The 18,710-nt window shown below is 38.3% G+C and carries 18 protein-coding genes; 13 read left to right on the forward strand and 5 right to left on the reverse strand.

The genetic code is table 11. The features are described 5' to 3' along the window. Positions 1 to 44: 44 nt before the first annotated feature. From atpE to INT04_RS16340, 10 genes are all read left to right on the forward strand, one after another. Positions 45 to 284: a F0F1 ATP synthase subunit C gene (gene atpE, locus INT04_RS16295; protein WP_004246596.1), complete on the forward strand. Its 240-nt coding sequence runs from the start codon at positions 45 to 47 to the stop codon at positions 282 to 284. Positions 285 to 345: 61 nt separating this feature from the next. Further along, positions 346 to 816, forward strand: a complete 471-nt coding sequence (gene atpF / locus INT04_RS16300; protein WP_193017162.1) for a F0F1 ATP synthase subunit B — start codon at positions 346 to 348, stop codon at positions 814 to 816. Positions 817 to 828: 12 nt separating this feature from the next. Beyond that, positions 829 to 1,362: a F0F1 ATP synthase subunit delta gene (gene atpH, locus INT04_RS16305; protein ID WP_193017163.1), complete on the forward strand. Its 534-nt coding sequence runs from the start codon at positions 829 to 831 to the stop codon at positions 1,360 to 1,362. 14 nt (positions 1,363 to 1,376) lie between these two features. Beyond that, complete coding sequence (atpA, locus tag INT04_RS16310) at positions 1,377 to 2,918, forward strand: F0F1 ATP synthase subunit alpha (protein WP_193017164.1); 1,542 nt, start codon at positions 1,377 to 1,379, stop codon at positions 2,916 to 2,918. A gap of 56 nt (positions 2,919 to 2,974) precedes the next feature. After that, entirely contained in the window at positions 2,975 to 3,838 is an 864-nt protein-coding gene (gene atpG / locus INT04_RS16315) for a F0F1 ATP synthase subunit gamma (protein ID WP_193017165.1), read from the forward strand. 34 nt (positions 3,839 to 3,872) lie between these two features. Then, complete coding sequence (atpD, locus tag INT04_RS16320) at positions 3,873 to 5,255, forward strand: F0F1 ATP synthase subunit beta (RefSeq protein WP_193017166.1); 1,383 nt, start codon at positions 3,873 to 3,875, stop codon at positions 5,253 to 5,255. A gap of 21 nt (positions 5,256 to 5,276) precedes the next feature. Next, positions 5,277 to 5,693, forward strand: a complete 417-nt coding sequence (locus tag INT04_RS16325) for a F0F1 ATP synthase subunit epsilon (protein WP_006534340.1) — start codon at positions 5,277 to 5,279, stop codon at positions 5,691 to 5,693. A 152-nt stretch (positions 5,694 to 5,845) separates the two neighbouring features. After that, entirely contained in the window at positions 5,846 to 7,219 is a 1,374-nt protein-coding gene (gene glmU, locus INT04_RS16330) for a bifunctional UDP-N-acetylglucosamine diphosphorylase/glucosamine-1-phosphate N-acetyltransferase GlmU (RefSeq protein WP_193017167.1), read from the forward strand. 160 nt (positions 7,220 to 7,379) lie between these two features. Then, on the forward strand, positions 7,380 to 9,206 hold the full coding sequence (gene glmS / locus INT04_RS16335; protein ID WP_193017168.1) for a glutamine--fructose-6-phosphate transaminase (isomerizing): 1,827 nt from the start codon (positions 7,380 to 7,382) through the stop codon (positions 9,204 to 9,206). A 166-nt stretch (positions 9,207 to 9,372) separates the two neighbouring features. Then, on the forward strand, positions 9,373 to 9,936 hold the full coding sequence (locus tag INT04_RS16340) for a DUF7000 family protein (protein ID WP_226894148.1): 564 nt from the start codon (positions 9,373 to 9,375) through the stop codon (positions 9,934 to 9,936). Positions 9,937 to 10,049: 113 nt separating this feature from the next. Here the strand turns inward: INT04_RS16340 and INT04_RS16345 are convergent, their stop codons facing one another. Both INT04_RS16345 and INT04_RS16350 read right to left on the reverse strand, forming a co-directional pair. Further along, a complete protein-coding gene (locus INT04_RS16345; protein ID WP_193017169.1) occupies positions 10,050 to 10,499 on the reverse strand; it encodes a DUF411 domain-containing protein in 450 nt (149 codons plus the stop codon). Positions 10,500 to 11,007: 508 nt separating this feature from the next. Next, positions 11,008 to 11,415: a YgiW/YdeI family stress tolerance OB fold protein gene (locus INT04_RS16350; RefSeq protein WP_413465751.1), complete on the reverse strand. Its 408-nt coding sequence runs from the start codon at positions 11,413 to 11,415 to the stop codon at positions 11,008 to 11,010. A 346-nt stretch (positions 11,416 to 11,761) separates the two neighbouring features. Here INT04_RS16350 and satP point away from each other — a divergent pair, with 346 nt between their 5' ends. Then, positions 11,762 to 12,334, forward strand: a complete 573-nt coding sequence (gene satP / locus INT04_RS16355; protein WP_193017171.1) for an acetate uptake transporter — start codon at positions 11,762 to 11,764, stop codon at positions 12,332 to 12,334. Positions 12,335 to 12,357: 23 nt separating this feature from the next. On the opposite strand, the gene INT04_RS16360 is transcribed toward satP, so the two are convergent. From INT04_RS16360 to INT04_RS16370, 3 genes are all read right to left on the reverse strand, one after another. Continuing rightward, positions 12,358 to 12,942 (reverse strand): rhomboid family intramembrane serine protease, encoded by a 585-nt coding sequence (locus INT04_RS16360; protein WP_193017172.1) that lies wholly within the window; start codon positions 12,940 to 12,942, stop codon positions 12,358 to 12,360. Positions 12,943 to 13,029: 87 nt separating this feature from the next. Further along, a complete protein-coding gene (nagK, locus tag INT04_RS16365; RefSeq protein ID WP_193017173.1) occupies positions 13,030 to 13,941 on the reverse strand; it encodes an N-acetylglucosamine kinase in 912 nt (303 codons plus the stop codon). Positions 13,942 to 14,099: 158 nt separating this feature from the next. After that, a complete protein-coding gene (locus tag INT04_RS16370) occupies positions 14,100 to 14,651 on the reverse strand; it encodes an NADAR family protein (protein ID WP_193017174.1) in 552 nt (183 codons plus the stop codon). Between the two features lie 1,368 nt (positions 14,652 to 16,019). On the opposite strand from INT04_RS16370, the gene INT04_RS16375 reads away from it, so the two are divergent. Together INT04_RS16375 and bcsA are read left to right on the forward strand one after the other, a co-directional pair. Then, entirely contained in the window at positions 16,020 to 16,418 is a 399-nt protein-coding gene (locus INT04_RS16375) for a hypothetical protein (protein ID WP_193017175.1), read from the forward strand. Positions 16,419 to 16,588: 170 nt separating this feature from the next. Next, entirely contained in the window at positions 16,589 to 18,709 is a 2,121-nt protein-coding gene (bcsA, locus tag INT04_RS16380; RefSeq protein WP_193017176.1) for a UDP-forming cellulose synthase catalytic subunit, read from the forward strand. Position 18,710: the final 1 nt, after the last annotated feature.

Below are 18,710 nucleotides of genomic sequence, written 5' to 3' on the forward strand. Positions count from 1 at the left end.
TATTAACTCTTTGAAGAAATAACTGAAACAAACTGGAGACTGTCATGGAAAACCTGAGTATGGATCTGCTGTACATGGCTGCCGCTATTATGATGGGTTTAGCTGCAATCGGTGCTGCAATCGGTATCGGAATCCTCGGAGGCAAATTTTTAGAAGGTGCTGCTCGTCAGCCTGATTTGATCCCTCTTCTGCGTACACAGTTCTTTATCGTTATGGGTCTGGTTGATGCCATCCCAATGATTGCTGTGGGTCTGGGCCTTTACGTGATGTTTGCTGTTGCCTAATGATGGCAATAAGCAGTAAAAGCGTCATGTTAGTTAATAACCAAGAAAGAGGTATTGTGCTGTGAATTTAAATGCAACAATCCTCGGCCAGGCCATCGCATTTGTCCTGTTTGTTTTGTTCTGCATGAAATTCGTATGGCCACCAATTATGGCGGCCATTGAAAAACGTCAAAAAGAAATTGCTGACGGTTTATCATCTGCAGAACGAGCTAAAAAGGACTTAGATTTAGCGAAAGCCGATGCAGGCGATCAGCTAGCGAAAGCAAAAGCAGAAGCACAAGCAATCATTGAATCTGCGAATAAACAACGCACTCAAATGATTGAAGAAGCTAAAGCAGAAGCAGAGCAAGAACGTAGTAAGATCGTTGCACAAGCTCAATCCGAACTGGATGCAGAGCGTAAACGTGCTCGTGAAGAACTTCGTAAACAAGTCGCAATGCTGGCTATCGCAGGTGCCGAGAAAATTATTGAACGTTCCGTGGATGAAGCTGCTAATAGCGACATCGTTGATAAACTGGTCGCTGAACTGTAAGGAGGGAGGGGCATGTCTGAAATAGCAACGGTAGCTCGCCCCTACGCCAAAGCAGCTTTTGACTTTGCTGTGGAAAACCAGACTGTCGATAAATGGCAGGTTATGCTGGCGTTCACCGCTGAAGTAGCACGCAATGAGCAGGTAACCGAATTACTTTCTGGTTCTTTAGCATCAGAAAAACTGGCTAACATCTTCATCGACCTTTGTGGCGATCAATTAGATGAACATGCTCAGAATTTAATTCGTGTTATGGCTGAGAATGGCCGTTTATCAACGTTGCCTGAAGTATTGAGCCAATTTATTCAATTGCGCGCAGTGCTAGAGTCAACGGTTGACGTTGAAGTAACTTCTGCCATTGAGCTAACTAAACAGCAGCTAGCTAACATTTCTGCAGCGATGGAAAATCGTCTATCACGCAAAGTGAAGCTGAATTGCAAAATTGATAAGTCTGTTATCGCAGGCATGATTATACGCGCCGGTGACCTCGTCATCGATGGCAGTATTCGTGGCCGTTTAGAGCGATTAACTGACGTCTTGCAGTCTTAAGGGGACTGGAGCATATGCAACTGAATTCCACTGAAATCAGCGAACTGATCAAGCAGCGCATTGCTCAGTTCAATGTAGTGAGTGAAGCTCACAATGAAGGTACGATTGTTTCCGTTAGTGACGGTATCATTCGTATCCACGGTTTAGCCGAAGTTATGCAGGGTGAGATGATCGCACTGCCGGGTAACCGTTTCGCTATCGCACTAAACTTAGAGCGCGACTCTGTTGGTGCGGTTGTGATGGGTCCTTATGCTGACTTAGCAGAAGGCATGAAAGTTAAATGTACAGGTCGTATTCTGGAAGTTCCTGTTGGACGTGGTCTGCTTGGCCGTGTGGTAAACACACTGGGTGAGCCGATTGATGGTAAAGGCGCAGTTGAGCATGATGGGTTCTCACCTATTGAGATGATTGCTCCTGGCGTTATCGAGCGTCAATCAGTAGATCAGCCTGTCCAAACAGGCTATAAATCTGTTGATGCCATGATCCCAATTGGGCGTGGTCAACGTGAATTGATCATCGGTGACCGTCAAACAGGTAAAACTGCGCTGGCTGTCGATGCAATCATTAACCAGCGTGACTCTGGCATTAAATGTATTTATGTCGCTATTGGTCAGAAGGCTTCTACAATTTCGAACGTTGTTCGTAAATTGGAAGAACATGGCGCGTTAGAAAACACCATTGTTGTTGTTGCATCTGCATCTGAATCAGCTGCACTGCAATACCTTGCTCCTTATTCAGGTTGCGCAATGGGTGAATACTTCCGTGACCGTGGTGAAGATGCCCTGATTATTTACGATGACTTGTCTAAACAGGCTGTCGCATACCGTCAAATTTCACTGTTACTTCGTCGTCCACCTGGACGTGAAGCATATCCTGGTGATGTTTTCTATCTGCACTCCCGTTTACTTGAGCGTGCTGCTCGCGTAAATGCTGAGTACGTAGAAGCGTTTACTAAGGGTGAAGTTAAAGGTAAAACCGGCTCTCTGACTGCGTTACCGATTATCGAAACGCAAGCAGGGGACGTTTCTGCATTCGTTCCTACGAACGTAATCTCTATTACCGATGGTCAGATCTTCTTAGAATCTAACCTGTTTAACGCAGGTATCCGTCCAGCAGTTAACCCAGGGATCTCTGTATCTCGTGTGGGTGGTGCTGCTCAGACTAAGATCATGAAGAAACTTTCTGGTGGTATTCGTACTGCACTTGCGCAGTATCGTGAACTAGCAGCATTCTCCCAGTTCGCTTCAGATCTGGATGATGCTACTCGTAAACAATTGAACCACGGTCAGAAAGTGACTGAATTGCTGAAACAAAAACAGTACGAACCAATGTCTGTCGCACAACAGTCTTTAGCACTGTTTGCAGCAGAGCGTGGTTATCTGGAAGATGTTGAAATTTCAAAAGTTGTGCCATTTGAAGCTTCATTATTAGCTTATGCTAATCGTGAACATGCTGACTTATTGAACGAGATCAACCAGACTGGTACTTATAACGAAGAAATCGAAGCGAAGCTGAAAGGCGTGCTAGAAAACTTCAAAGCGACTCAGTCCTGGTAATAACTATTCGGCCTGATAGTCATATCGGGCCGTCTGGTTCATGAGGAGAAGCAGAAATGGCCGGCGCAAAAGAGATACGTTCGAAGATCGGCAGTGTGCAAAACACACAGAAGATCACTAAAGCGATGGAGATGGTCGCCGCGTCGAAAATGCGTAAAACGCAGGAACGCATGGCAGCCAGCCGTCCTTATGCAGAAACCATGCGCAGTGTGATTGGTCACCTTGCGTTAGGGAATCTGGAATACAAACATCCATACCTCGAAGAGCGTGAAGTTAAACGTGTCGGGTACCTGGTTGTTTCGACCGACCGTGGTTTGTGTGGTGGTTTGAACATTAACTTGTTCAAAAAACTGCTAGCAGACATGAAAGTATGGTCTGAAAAAGGTGTGCAGGTAGATTTAGCCCTTGTTGGTTCTAAAGCGACATCATTCTTTGGCTCTGTTGGAGGGAATGTTGTAGGCCAAGTAACCGGTATGGGGGATGAACCTAAACTGTCAGACCTTATCGGGCCAGTCAATATCATGTTGCAGGCTTATGACGAAGGTCGTTTAGATAAATTGTATGTGGTGGCAAATAAGTTCATCAATACCATGGCTCAAGAGCCTAAGATTCTTCAGGTTTTACCATTACCCGCAGGTGATGATGAAGAATTGAAGGAAAAATCTTGGGATTATCTGTACGAACCTGATCCTAAGGCGTTACTGGATACTTTACTGCGTCGTTATATTGAGTCGCAGGTTTACCAGAGCGTCGTAGAGAACTTAGCGAGTGAGCAGGCCGCCCGAATGGTTGCGATGAAAGCCGCTACAGATAACGGTGGTGACCTGATTAAAGAACTGCAATTGGTGTACAACAAAGCACGCCAAGCAAGTATTACTCAGGAACTTACAGAAATTGTGTCTGGTGCAGCCGCGGTATAACAGCTAGGTTTACGAATTACGTAGAGGATTCAAGATGGCTACTGGAAAGATTGTCCAGGTAATCGGCGCCGTAGTGGACGCCGAATTCCCTCAGGATAGCGTCCCTAAAGTATACGACGCTCTTGAGGTTATGAATGGTAAAGAAAAACTGGTGCTGGAAGTTCAGCAACAGTTAGGCGGTGGTATCGTTCGTTGTATCGCAATGGGTACATCAGACGGTTTAAGCCGTGGCTTAAAAGTTGAAAACTTGGGCCACCCAATTGAAGTACCAGTAGGTAAAGCTACACTGGGACGTATCATGAACGTTCTTGGTGACCCGATCGATATGAAAGGCGACATCGGTACTGATGAGCGCTGGTCAATTCACCGCGAAGCACCAACCTATGAAGAGTTATCAAGCTCCCAAGAACTGCTAGAAACCGGTATTAAAGTAATGGACTTAATCTGTCCGTTTGCTAAAGGTGGTAAAGTAGGTCTGTTCGGTGGTGCGGGTGTGGGTAAAACAGTTAACATGATGGAATTGATCCGTAACATCGCGATCGAGCACTCAGGTTACTCTGTATTTGCGGGTGTTGGTGAACGTACTCGTGAGGGTAATGACTTCTATCATGAAATGACAGATTCTAACGTTCTTGACAAAGTATCGTTAGTTTATGGTCAGATGAATGAGCCACCAGGAAACCGTCTACGTGTAGCACTGACGGGTCTGACTATGGCTGAGAAATTCCGTGATGAAGGCCGTGACGTACTGTTATTCGTCGATAACATCTATCGTTACACCTTAGCCGGTACAGAAGTATCAGCACTGTTAGGTCGTATGCCATCAGCGGTAGGTTACCAGCCAACATTGGCTGAAGAGATGGGTGTTCTGCAAGAACGTATCACTTCAACCAAAACAGGTTCAATCACCTCTGTACAGGCTGTATACGTACCTGCGGATGACTTAACTGACCCATCACCAGCAACAACGTTTGCTCACTTAGATGCAACAGTTGTACTGAGCCGTCAAATTGCTTCATTAGGTATCTACCCTGCGGTTGACCCACTGGATTCTACCAGTCGTCAGTTAGACCCACTGGTAGTTGGCCAAGAGCACTATGATGTCGCTCGTGGTGTTCAGTCTATCCTGCAACGTTATCAGGAACTGAAAGACATCATCGCTATCTTAGGTATGGATGAACTGTCAGAAGAAGATAAACTGGTTGTTGCGCGTGCGCGTAAGATCCAGCGCTTCCTGTCTCAGCCATTCTTCGTTGCTGAAGTATTTACCGGATCACCAGGTAAGTTCGTTTCCCTGAAAGACACTATCCGTGGCTTTAAAGGCATTCTGAACGGTGATTATGACCACCTGCCAGAGCAGGCGTTCTACATGGTTGGTACTATCGAAGAAGCAGTAGAAAAAGCTAAGAAGCTTTAATACGGCTGACGGGAGGTTGATATGGCCGATACATCGTTCCACCTGAAAGTTGTCAGCGCTGAAAAGCAGTTATATGACGGCGAAGTCAAACGAATTCAGGTAACTGGTAGCGAAGGTGAGCTCGGTATTTATCCGCAGCATACCCCGTTATTAACTGCCATAAAACCGGGCATGGTACGTGTCGTAAAAACATCGGGCGAAGAAGAGGTTATCTACCTTTCAGGTGGTATTCTCGAAGTTCAGCCGACGGGCGTCATTGTACTGGCAGATACAGCTATCCGTGGTCGCGATTTGGATGAAGCGAAAGCGTTGGAATCTAAGCGTAAAGCTGAAGAACACATTCAATCCTCTCATGGTGACGTTGATTATGCTCAAGCATCAGCAGAATTAGCCAAAGCGATTGCAAAACTACGTGTAATCGAATTGACCCGACGTTGATGTAAATAGGCAGTCTATGAATAAAAAAGCCAGTTGGTTCTTAGCTAACTGGCTTTTTTGCGTCATGAAATATTTTGTGTGACGAAATATGTAGTATTATTTGGCATAAACAGGTTTACTTGCCATTCTTTACGGGAGTTATCGGGTTAATTATGTCTAATTCAGCTAAAAGCGTTGTTATTCTTGCTGCGGGAAAAGGCACCCGCATGTATTCACAGTTACCTAAAGTTCTTCATAAACTTGCAGGTAAATCCATGGTTCAACATGTGATTGATACTGCCAAGTCATTAGGTGCTCAACAAACACACCTTGTCTATGGGCATGGTGGTGAACTAATGAAAGAAAAATTAGGTTCACAACCTGTTAATTGGGTACTACAAGCAGAGCAACTAGGAACGGGTCACGCAATGCAACAAGCCGCGCCTTTCTTTGCTGATGATGAAGATATCCTGATGCTTTATGGTGATGTTCCGCTTATCACCAAAGAAACGTTAGAACGTTTAATTGAAGTCAAACCAGAAGGCGGTATTGGTTTATTAACGGTTATTTTAGATAACCCGATGGGATATGGTCGTATTGTTCGTGAAAATGGCGAAGTGACTGGCATTATCGAACAAAAAGACGCTTCTGAAGAACAACTCAAAATTAATGAAATTAATACAGGTATTTTAGTTGCTAATGGCGCTGATTTAAAACGTTGGTTAAGTAAGCTCGATAATAATAATGCACAAAAAGAGTATTACATTACTGACATTATCGCGTTAGCGCATCAAGAAGGCCGTAAAATTGAAACGGCTCATCCTCGTCACCATAGCGAAATGGAAGGCGTGAATAACCGTTTACAATTGGCTGCATTAGAACGTATTTACCAGACCGAACAAGCAGAGCGCTTATTACTTGAAGGTGTTATGTTGCTCGATCCTGCTCGCTTTGATTTACGTGGCACGTTAACTCACGGAAAAGATGTCGTGATTGATACTAACGTCATTATTGAAGGTGACGTCACGTTAGGAAATAATGTTGAAATCGGTACTGGTTGTGTCCTGAAAAACTGTGTGATTGGCGATAATTCTATTATCAGCCCCTATACGGTGATCGAGGATGCAAATTTAGCACAAGAGTGTACTGTTGGGCCATTTGCACGACTTCGCCCAGGCAGTGAATTAGCAGATAAAGCACACGTTGGTAACTTTGTTGAGATGAAAAAAGCCAGCTTAGGTGTTGGATCTAAAGCAGGTCATCTGACTTACTTAGGCGATACAGATGTGGGCGCTAACGTTAATATCGGTGCAGGTACTATCACTTGTAACTATGATGGTGCGAATAAATTCAAAACCATTATTGGTGATGATGTCTTTATCGGCTCCGATACTCAATTAGTGGCGCCAGTGACTGTTGCTAATGGTGCAACCATTGGTGCAGGAACAACTCTCACTAAAAACGTGAATGAAAACGAATTAGTGATCAGTCGAGTTAAGCAAACTCATATCAGTGGATGGAAACGTCCAGTGAAGAAAAAACAATAATTTTAAGAGAAGGGCGTATATTTAATTAGCGCCCTTTTCTTGTACGCTTTTATTCTAAAAACAAAAAAATATCCCCGCTTTCTACAATGGCTTGGGGAACAAACCAATCAGGTATAAGACATCCAAGTGCGAATAAACGCACAGTTTTAGGAATAACACAATGTGTGGAATAGTAGGTGCAGTTGCACAACGCGATATCGCTGAAATCTTAATTGAAGGCTTACGTCGTCTAGAATACCGTGGATATGACTCTGCAGGTTTAGCCGTTGTTGATAACGACTGCAAAATGACACGTCTGCGTGAGGCTGGCAAAGTACATATGCTGGCGGAAGAAGCAGAGAAAACACAAGTGATTGGTGGTACAGGTATTGCTCATACGCGTTGGGCAACACATGGTGAACCTTGTGAAGATAATGCGCATCCACATGTCTCCGGCTCTATTGCGGTGGTACATAATGGTATTATCGAAAACTACCAAGAACTGAAAGCGGAATTAATCAAAAAAGGGTATCAGTTTGGGTCTCAAACAGATACCGAAGTGATAGCTCACTTGGTAAACTGGGAACAGCGCCAAGGGGGAACATTACGTGAAGTTGTACAGCGTGTTATTCCTCAATTACGCGGTGCCTATGGTACGGTGATTATGGATAGCCATACGCCTGAGCTATTAGTGGCTGCTCGTTCTGGTAGCCCGCTGGTGGTTGGCCTTGGTGTGGGAGAAAACTTCCTTGCTTCTGACCAATTGGCATTATTGCCTGTGACTCGTCGCTTTATCTACCTTGAAGAAGGGGATATTGTTGAAATTACACGTCGTCATGTTCATATTTTTGATGTAAATGGCGAAGAAGTGGATCGCGATACCATTGAATCTAATGTTCAATATGATGCAGGTGATAAAGGTACTTATCGTCACTACATGCAAAAAGAGATCTACGAGCAGCCTTTAGCGATTAAAAATACGCTAGAAAACCGCTTAAAATCAGACAGTATTGATTTAAGTGAATTAGGCCCTCGTGCTGAAGAGATCTTATCTAAAGTTGAACACATTCAAATTGTGGCCTGTGGGACTTCTTATAATGCCGGCATGGTTTCTCGTTACTGGTTTGAGTCTTTAGCGGGTATCCCTTGCGATGTCGAAATTGCATCAGAATATCGCTATCGTAAACCAGCAACTCGCCGTAATAGCTTATTGATTACTTTATCTCAATCAGGTGAAACGGCAGATACATTAGCGGCACTGCGTTTATCAAAAGAGCTTGGTTATTTATCATCATTAGCGATTTGTAATGTTGCTGGCTCTTCTTTAGTGCGTGAATCTGAATTTGTTTTAATGACTAAAGCGGGTGCTGAAATCGGTGTTGCATCGACAAAAGCATTCACAACACAGTTAACCGTTCTATTAATGCTGGTGGCATATATGGGACGCATTAAAGGCGTTGCAACATTAGAACAAGATGTTTCAACCGCATTACATGCATTACCAAGTCGTATTGAAAGCATGTTATCGAAAGATAAAGTAATTGAAGCGTTAGCGGAAGACTTCTCAGAAAAAAGCCATGCATTATTCTTAGGTCGTGGTGACCAATACCCGATTGCGGTAGAAGGGGCATTAAAGCTAAAAGAGATCTCTTATATTCATGCTGAAGCTTATGCTGCTGGTGAATTAAAACACGGTCCATTAGCATTAATTGATGCGGATATGCCGGTTATCATTATTGCGCCAAACAATGAATTGTTAGAAAAATTAAAATCTAATATCGAAGAAGTGCGTGCGCGTGGTGGTTTACTGTATGTGTTTGCTGATCAAGATGCTGGTTTTGAAGAAAACGAAACGATGAAACTCATTTCGCTTCCTCATGTTGAAGAGCTTATTGCGCCGATTTTCTATACTGTACCATTACAGTTGTTGTCTTATCATGTGGCCTTAATTAAAGGTACTGACGTAGACCAACCACGTAACTTAGCTAAATCTGTGACAGTTGAATAAATAAAGCTGACGTTAGCTCTATTCTATAAAAGCCAGTCATGCTGTAAAAAGCAGACTGGTTTTTTTATTGAAAAATAAAGCACATTTACCCTCTATATCATGATTGAAGCAATAGTATTGATTGCCTAGGATTATATTTATACTGTTGTGATAATGGAGTAGCACCATGGCGAATGAAGAAGAGAATACATCGATATTGAGCATGTCTCTTTCAAATTTAAATATCGCTCAACAAGAAGAAGCTAATCATACACTTGCTCTATATAAAACACAGATAGAACAAGGTGATATACAAAAAGCCTATCATTATATTATGCGTTATATGATGCATTTAAAGGCTTATTTTTCTCGCCATCTACCTGATACATTCTCGATGGGTAATATTTCCCTTGGGTATTTAGATTTTACTTATTTTCCTTTTTTTGATGGTTTTTTACGTGAGCGAAAATTACGTTTGGGTATTGTATTAAATCACCAATCCCTTCAATTTGAATTATGGTTAATGGGGCAAAATGCACTTGTTCAACAAGATTACTGGGAATTACTGAAAACAAGTCAATGGAATAGAAAACGGACAGAGATGCCAAAGTACAGCATATTAGAAGATATATTGATCACGGATATTAGCTTTAATCAAATAGATAAAATGACAGCTAAGATCTTTCAAGAAGCCTTAAAAACAACAACCAAAATAATAGATGAAATAAAGCAACGAGAAGCGTCTTTATAAGCCATAAAACTCTGCCTGCAAATCGATAACAGGCAGAGGAAAATAGCACTATCGGAGAGATATATCGCTATTAAAACAACACTACAGTAAGAACAAAACTAACTAAGAAAAACCTAGTTGTAAGACTTAAATAGGGATTGGTTGCCTGATTTATCAAAAGCAATCACTTGATACGGTTCTTTATAATCGCCTGCATACATACCTAAACTTCCTGCTGGCATACCTGCAACCGCAATACCTGATTTTGATTTATCGACTAAATTGATATTTTTTAGGCTATCTACTGGGATATGCCCAACTAAGTCCTTACCTTGGTAAGTCGCCAAGTGGCAACTTAATAAATTATTGGGTACACCTGCTTGTTGGTATTTTTCCATTAATTGCGTTTCTGACACAATATTCACTTTAACGTTAAATCCTGCTTCTTTTACGCCATCAGCCCATAAAGTACAGCACCCGCAACTGTCTGTTTTATAAACTTCAACGATATTATGATGAGATGCATAAGCGGTACTTGCAAAAGCGGATATTGCCATAATAGAGGGGAGTAATAATTTTTTCATTGTCTATTCCTTTCATAAGATTGATAAATGAAACAATAATGTTTCCCCCTACAGGAAGGTCAATTTAATAAAGGTATAAACACGTAGATTTTTGTAAAAAAATATTTATAGAAAACAAAGGTATAAATAATATTTTCATGGTTTTTATTAGATTTTAATACGATTTATAGAAATTAGTCAGAAAAAAAGCCTGCATAGCAGGCTTAAAATGGAGAAAACAGGGTAAACGTAGAGTTAGGATATAAATGATTTGAGGGTATCTCATCAGTTAAATCACCTCTTGCGAAGAGTGATTGTGCTTTAACTGGTAATCACTATAAACCTAAACCTAACCTGAGGTTAAAGTGGAGAAATTTGTATAAAGGATCCAATTTTATTGATTAAATTAAAATATTAAAATATTAAAATATTAAAATATTAAAATATTAAAAAATAGAAAATAAAAAGCTAATATATTTCAATATATTAGCTTTTATAATAATCAGGATGATTTTAATTTAAAAACAAATTATTTGATAATAGTAATTTGTTTTACATCGATCTCAGTATTTGTCCACTCTTTATCTACTTTACCTTCAATTCTGACGGTATTATCTGGGGTCACTGTTTGTCCGCGCCATCTTTTATTATCAATATCTACATTGATACCGCCAGTGCTATCTTCAAAAACATACAACTCATCACCAATTTTTTTGGTAATTTTGCCCGTTAAGATAACCCATGTGTCATCAGAAAGATCTTTTGCTTTAGCTACCGTGGTTTCACTAATCGAAGGGCCTTTAAATCCACCTTGTTCTGTTGGTGTTTGAATTGAACCTTGAAAGCCACCTTGCTGTGTTGTATTTGCTTGAGATGCAAACGCTAATGTACTACCAATTAATAATACTAGAATTTTTTTCATAACAAGCTCACTTATTGGTTAATAATACAACTAATTATTGTGTGAGATTTTATTTCATTTTCATGTATAAAACCGCATATTAAGGTAAATTTCGGTATTAATATATCAACTGATTGATATTACTTCTCAAATTATAGACCTTTATTTTTCTTTGTGTTTTTTATTGATATAAGCATCTATCACTAAATACTTCTTTTCTCTAAGGTAAATCAACTGGTTATTTCCCCTTAGTCTCAGTGTGAGCGGTTATTCAAAAATATACCCTTCGGGATCATTGTTTTTAGATGTATTACCTCTTATTATCCAGCGCCTTCAAATTTTTTTTAATTTCCCCCTATTATTTTTAGAGGTTTTAGGTTTTATGACTAACGAACGCATTGCCAATCCGGGTCCATTAGGTTTAATGGGTTTTGGTATGACAACGATTTTGTTGAACATACATAATGCCGGTTTTTTTCCTGTCGTCTCTGTCATTATGAGTATGGGAATTTTTTACGGCGGGATCGCTCAAGTTATTGCTGGACTGTTTGAGTTCAAGAAAGGCAATACGTTTGGTGCCACCGCATTTACCTCTTATGGTTTTTTTTGGATCACCTTAGTAGGAATTTGGTTATTGCCTGTAATGGGGTTAAGTGAACCCACAACACCTGTCTTTTTAGGGGTGTTTTTAGCGCTATGGGGAATTTTTACCTTTTTCATGTTTATTGGCACATTAAAAGCCAATAGAGCACTCCAATTTGTCTTTTTAAGCCTGACAATTTTGTTTGCATTATTGGCGATAGGAAATATCACCAGTAATGCATTGATTTTAAAAATTGCAGGTTTTGAAGGTATTATTTGTGGTGCCAGTGCTTTTTATCTTGCAATGGCTGAAGTATTAAATGAGATGTATGGCAGAACCATATTGCCAATTGGTCATAAGTCATTGAGTTAGCTATTTGATAGGGAAGTGGCTTTTTATTTTGCCACTTCTACTACTCGACTTTTACGACGTACTAATTTCCTTGCACACCATGCATAAAGTAATCCTGCAATAACGCCCGCAATATGTGACTCTGTAGATACGCCTAATTGACCAGGAATCAAACCATAAGCCATTGAACTATAATAAAATAAAACAAAAAGTGCGATGACGATATCGATAATTTTACGACGTGTAAAAGCATGAGCGATAAGTAAAGACCATAATCCAAAAATCCAGCCACTTGCGCCAATATGAATGGCACTTCGTCCAAAAATCCAAACCAATAAACCACTTACGATAATAATAAATAGGCTTGAAAAGATATATTCTCGTAATGATTGAGTCATGGATAAAAAGCTAAGAATAAGAAGAGGTAATAAATTACTAAAAAGATGAGACCAAGAGCCATGTACAAAAGGGGCGATAAAGATACCAATTAATCCTTCTCCTGTTCTTGGAATAATTCCCCATTGAAGAAGTGAAATAGGCAATAGAGAGCCAATTAATTGAAGCAGGATTAATGTGATAGTTAACCCACCAAGAAAGGTTAATCTTTTTTTAAACCAAATCTTATCCATAACGATAGCCTTAATACAGAGTGACGTAGATAAAACTGTTTTGATAGAAGAGCCTTTAATAAAAGAAGAAAGGCCCTTGTTTGTTTATCAGTCTAATAAATTAAGACAGGCTGCTCCACGAGCACCACCTGCATCACCATGACGTGCTTTTTCTATTGCAGGGATTTGAGCATTACCATATAGACAGTGTGAAATATATTCAGGTAATAGCTCATACAGCGCATTAAACTGTGATAGCCCACCACCGATAACAATTAAATGAGGATCAAGTACAGTAAGGATATTACTCAAGTAAATCGCAAGTACTTTCATATAGCGATCGACATGCTCTTGTGTTTTTTCATCCCCTGTATAATATTGTTCAACAATATCAACAGCTCTTTGTGGTGCATGATTGAAGGCTTTATACATACGTTCAAAGCCACGTCCTGATAGATAAGTTTCAAAACAGGCTTTTTTACCACAACCACAAATAATTTTTGGCATTGTTTCACCGATCACATTATCTGCATCTATGTTCAGATTCATATGGCCGATTTCACCCGCAATACCATTTTTGCCAGAAAGGACTTTACCATCAATAACAAAGCCCCCCCCAACACCTGTACCTAATATAAGACCTAATACAGAGGGGTGATGGCGAAATTCAGGGTCCCAAGCCTCAGATAAAGCAAAGCAGTTAGCATCATTTTCGACCTTAACCGGTCTATTGAGTATATGAGCGAGGTCATGAACCATAGGTTTGTATTTAGCCGCTGGAACATTCGTGGTAAATACAGTCCCTTCTTTTGCATTAACAATACCCGGCACACCGACACCAATTTTACCTTTACACCCTAAGTCATTGTCAGCTTCTAATGTCAGTTCCTTAAAAACATTCAATAATGCTTGATAGTCATTTTTAGGTGTAGGAACGCGCTTTTGCCATACTTGGGTAAGATCTTTATCAAAAACGGCAAGCTCAATTTTTGTGCCGCCCATATCAAAACCATAATACATATCAGTCTCTTAATTATTCTGTAAATATTATTTATAGCAACAACACGATTGTTGTTACGGTGACATATCTATTTCAGTCAATATTTAAGTTATCTCTACTGCTTATATACACTCGGTTAAAGAAGAACAGTGATTGGTGACAGTTGAGTTTTCTTTATCTATTGATAACTATTTTCAATCAACGTACTACGTACTTTCATTAGAGCAAAGCCTAATAAATTTAATCCATTCCAAAGAAGGGGATTGCTAACCTCTTTATCTTGTTCACTTAAGCCTACTCCCCATATTTTATCAACAGGGCTTGCTTCAACAAGCACACGATTGCCTGTTGAAATAAGAAATTTACCCAGTTCTTTATTTTGGGAAAACTTAGCAATATTGGCCCTAATAACGATTTCCATACGTTGTTGATCCCAAATTTCTTGGTTAAATCCTTTTACTTCTCGTCCTAGGGCTTTTGCTGTGCCAGGGTTAGAGGTCGTAATGATACGTTCATAGATGACTCTATCATTAAATATTCTCGCTTTTTCAGCCATCATATAGTGTTCTGCTGAAACATAACGAACATTATCTAATATAAAAGGTGCAGGATACCATTGGCTAAAGCAGCTTTTTGTTATGTCATTCTTTTTCGTTTTGTGCCCCCAAAAATAGATAAATTTTATTTTCTTTCCGGCACAGAAATCTTTTTTTAATTGTTCTAAATCCATCTTTTTTCCAGTCGTTATTCATGTTCCTTATTCATTTAATAAAGATAGCATAGAAGTAAAGAAGGATAGAGTGCCTTTTTATGATTCTGTGAATAGGTGAAGCGATTCCGCTACTCGTATTATTTGTATAATGAAGGTGTCTTTATTTGACTGGTTTTTGTTAAATGATAAGAAAAATAGCATTAAGATTCGTAAGATTATTCTTAAAAAAATCTACTTAAAACGTATTTGTTTTTATATAGTTACAGAAAAAGATAGTCTTAAAATGAAGTCATCTTATTAGTATAAAGGTGTAGCTAATTAAGTATTTTTAATATAAAAAATTGGAATGACTAGTATTAATACTAATTATTGGTATATATAACTATATTTTGGATTGTTTATTAATTTATTCAATGAGTTAGTTATATTGTGCTAATTATTTTCACTGTTACATTTATAGTTTGAACTAGATCACGCTTGTTCGTTTGTTAAGCTAAATTAACAATATTATTTTAAGACTAAAATATTACTTAAGATAATTATCCTAAAACACAGGTTATTCTTAGCGGTATTTACTATATGTGAAAAATATATCTACTCATCGTTCGATAATCTCTTTTTGTCATCATTAAAAGCCTTTTTTCCTAAAACTTAACCAACTCTGATGTATTTTATTTTTTTCTAGTAAAATAAGAGGGTTTAATTATGACAAAAAACAAGAAACTCACCTTTTGAGTGTAAAAAATAAGTCTATTTTGATAATTATCAATATGACGAAATAATAAATTAAGTTTTTTAATGTTTTTTTTACAGTTGTATTTTTAGTGAAAATAAGAAGATTTTTTTTATTTGATCTTGACGGGTTCTTTAATTTTTAGAAGAAATAATATTAAACCTTAATTATTTTAGAATTTTATTTTTATAAAATTTATACAAATTGTTACTAATTAATGTTAGTTATTATATGGTTTTAAGGGAGAGGTTTTGGGAGAAAAAAGACGCTAATTTTGATGGTAATAGTAAATGTGAAATTAAGTAAAAATACCCAATTTTATAAAGTGAAAATGAGTACAGCCTAAAGTTTCATATTTTTTTTGATGTTGTATTTCCCATTAAAATAATTATACAATTTAATTTAAATAATCATTACTCCTAATCAGATGATGCTTATTTATAATTAAATAAATCAGTATTTATAAGATTAATTTACCCTACATAGTTGATGTTCATTAATTGATAGTTTAATGAGAGCTTAAATATGAATTTATAAAGATATATTTTTAAATTATTGTGAAAGTTATCTCTAAAAGTTCTCTCTTCCTTATTTCGGATGAGCATCAAGTTATTGAACAAGATTTAGAGTGCTGTTATTAAAGGGGCCACACTATGTATGATGATATAAGTAACCTAAAAGATAAGTTTCAAGAAGATGGCTTTGCTTTTCAAGAGTTTTCTTCTACTGCGACTCAAGATGTTGATAATAAAATAGAACCAATAATTATAAGTAATGAAGATAATAATAAAATTAGTAATTTAAGTAATAATACGTTTTCTGAAACTTCACTTCCTGTGAAAAACAAACAAAAACAGCCTATTACCGTTTCGACTATCCCTTCTTATCGCCAGGATGCTTTAGCTGTTAAAGCAAATAAAGACAATTTAATTAAGAGTAAGAAAAATTTGTTAGCAGATAATAAAATATTTGATAACAAGGATACAGATAGGAAACATGCACATGAAAATATATCATTAAAAGATATTTTTTCATTTATTGCTTCTGTTTAATCTAAATAAGAAAAACTCTTTGTGTAAATAAATAATATTGACTGGTGTCAATCTTTAGCCATTGTTATTTTATTTTTTAAGATAGGTTTATTTCTTTTCGATATTTTTTATATCGACGGGAAACCTTTGTCTTAAGAAAAGATCTATGGCGATGACAAAGGTATGGGTTTATGAATAAAATATTTAAAACATTAATTACGGCTTTTCTATTGATAACAATGTTTTCACTCATTGTTATGCCAATGAGTGCCGAGCAACAATATATATTCGGTATTATCAATATATTTCTGTTATTTGTTATCGGCTTTAAAAAATCAAAAAAACGATTATTAACAATGGTTTTTATCTCATTGTTGATGTCAACGCGTTATCTTTACTGGCGTGCAACGAATACCCTTAATTTTAATACAACTATCGAAGCTGTTTTAGGTAGCGGATTATTTATGGCTGAAATTTATTCTTGGATTATTTTAGTCTTAGGGTATTTCCAAACATCATGGCCATTAAATAGAAAAATAGCACCGTTGCCTAAAGATGTTGCTCAATGGCCAACCGTAGATATTTATATTCCAACGTATAACGAAAGTTTGGATGTTGTACGTGATACGGTTTTGGCTGCACAAGCTATCGATTATCCACAAGATAAAATGAAAGTGTATATATTGGATGATGGTAGCCGTGAAGAGTTTAAACAGTTTGCTGGCGATGTTGGCGTTACTTATATTGAACGTGAAGTTCATGATCATGCCAAAGCAGGTAACTTAAATCACGCGATGGGGTTAACGGATGGCGAACTCATTTGTGTTTTTGACTGTGACCATATTTCAACGCGCATTTTCTTGCAAGCAACAGTAGGAAGTTTCCTTGAAGATCCTAAATTGGCTCTTATTCAAACACCTCACTACTTCTATTCAGCAGACCCATTTGAACGTAATTTAAGTGCGGCAAAAGATGCTCCGCATGAAGGTGCTCTTTTTTACGGCCCTGTTCAACGTGGTAATGATAACTGGAATGCAACGTTCTTCTGTGGTTCATGTGCTGTTATGAGACGCAGTGCACTTGATGAAATCGGTGGTATTGCCGTTGAAACAGTAACAGAAGATGCGCATACCGCATTAAAATTACAACGCTTAGGCTGGAACTCTGCATTTATTGATATTCCTTTAGCCGCGGGTCTTGCAACAGAGCGTTTAGCATTACACATTAACCAACGTATTCGTTGGGCGAGGGGGATGACACAGATATTTCGTGTTGATAATCCAATGTTAGGCCGTGGGTTAACTTTTCCTCAGCGCTTATGTTACCTCAATGCAATGCTTCATTTTCAGTATGGTTTACCACGAGTTATCTTTCTGACTGCACCGTTACTGTTTATGTTATTTAACCTCAATATTATCGCTTCATCAGCCAGCATGATATTTGCCTATGCATTACCTCACTTAATCATGTCGGTGTATGTAAACTCGAAGAATATCGGTAAATATCGCTACTCTTTTTGGGGGGAAATCTATGAAACGGTGATGGCATTTAGTTTAGTGTTACCAACGCTATTAAGCTTAGTATCACCAAAACTGGGTAAATTTAACGTAACAGATAAAGGTGATTTACTTGATAAAAGCTATATGGATTACCTCACTGTACGCCCTCTAATTATTACGGCACTTCTTCTAATTACAGGGATTTCATGGGTAGTTATCCGTTATTTATTAAACGATTTCCAAGGTATTGATCCACTGGTTATTATCTTAAACCTTACTTGGGCAACATATAGTTTATTTATTATTCTAGCCTCTATTGCGGTTGGTAAAGAAACTCGCCAAATTCGTAAACACACGCGAATTAAAGCTTCTCTTCCTATTACACTACATTTTGATGATGGTGCTGAATTAACGACAACCACTGAAGATATTTCAATGGGCGGGGTTCGAATTGCTGTTAATAAAATGGCCGAAGTGCGTCAACGTAACATCAATTCAATCACGCTTAATGTTCAACGTGATGAGGTTTCCGTTCCGGTTGATATGGTCAGCTTAGAAAATAATCAATTACGTCTTGAATTCTTACCTATTAATTTAAATGTTCGTCGTAAATTAGTGCGTATTGTCTTTGGTCGTGCAGACGCATGGATACATCAAGCAGATTACAAAGATAAACCGTTTAAAGAGTTAGCAGGCATTACACGCTGTATTTTTGAATTGTTCTTTGGTCGTCGTCAAAAAGTAAAAGTTGCAGCAACAAGAACAAAAGCAAAAGCGTCACTCTCTGTGCAATCTATTAATGGGGATGACTAAG

This window comes from Proteus sp. FME41 (assembly GCF_014897315.1).
In the GTDB taxonomy this organism is placed as follows: domain Bacteria; phylum Pseudomonadota; class Gammaproteobacteria; order Enterobacterales; family Enterobacteriaceae; genus Proteus.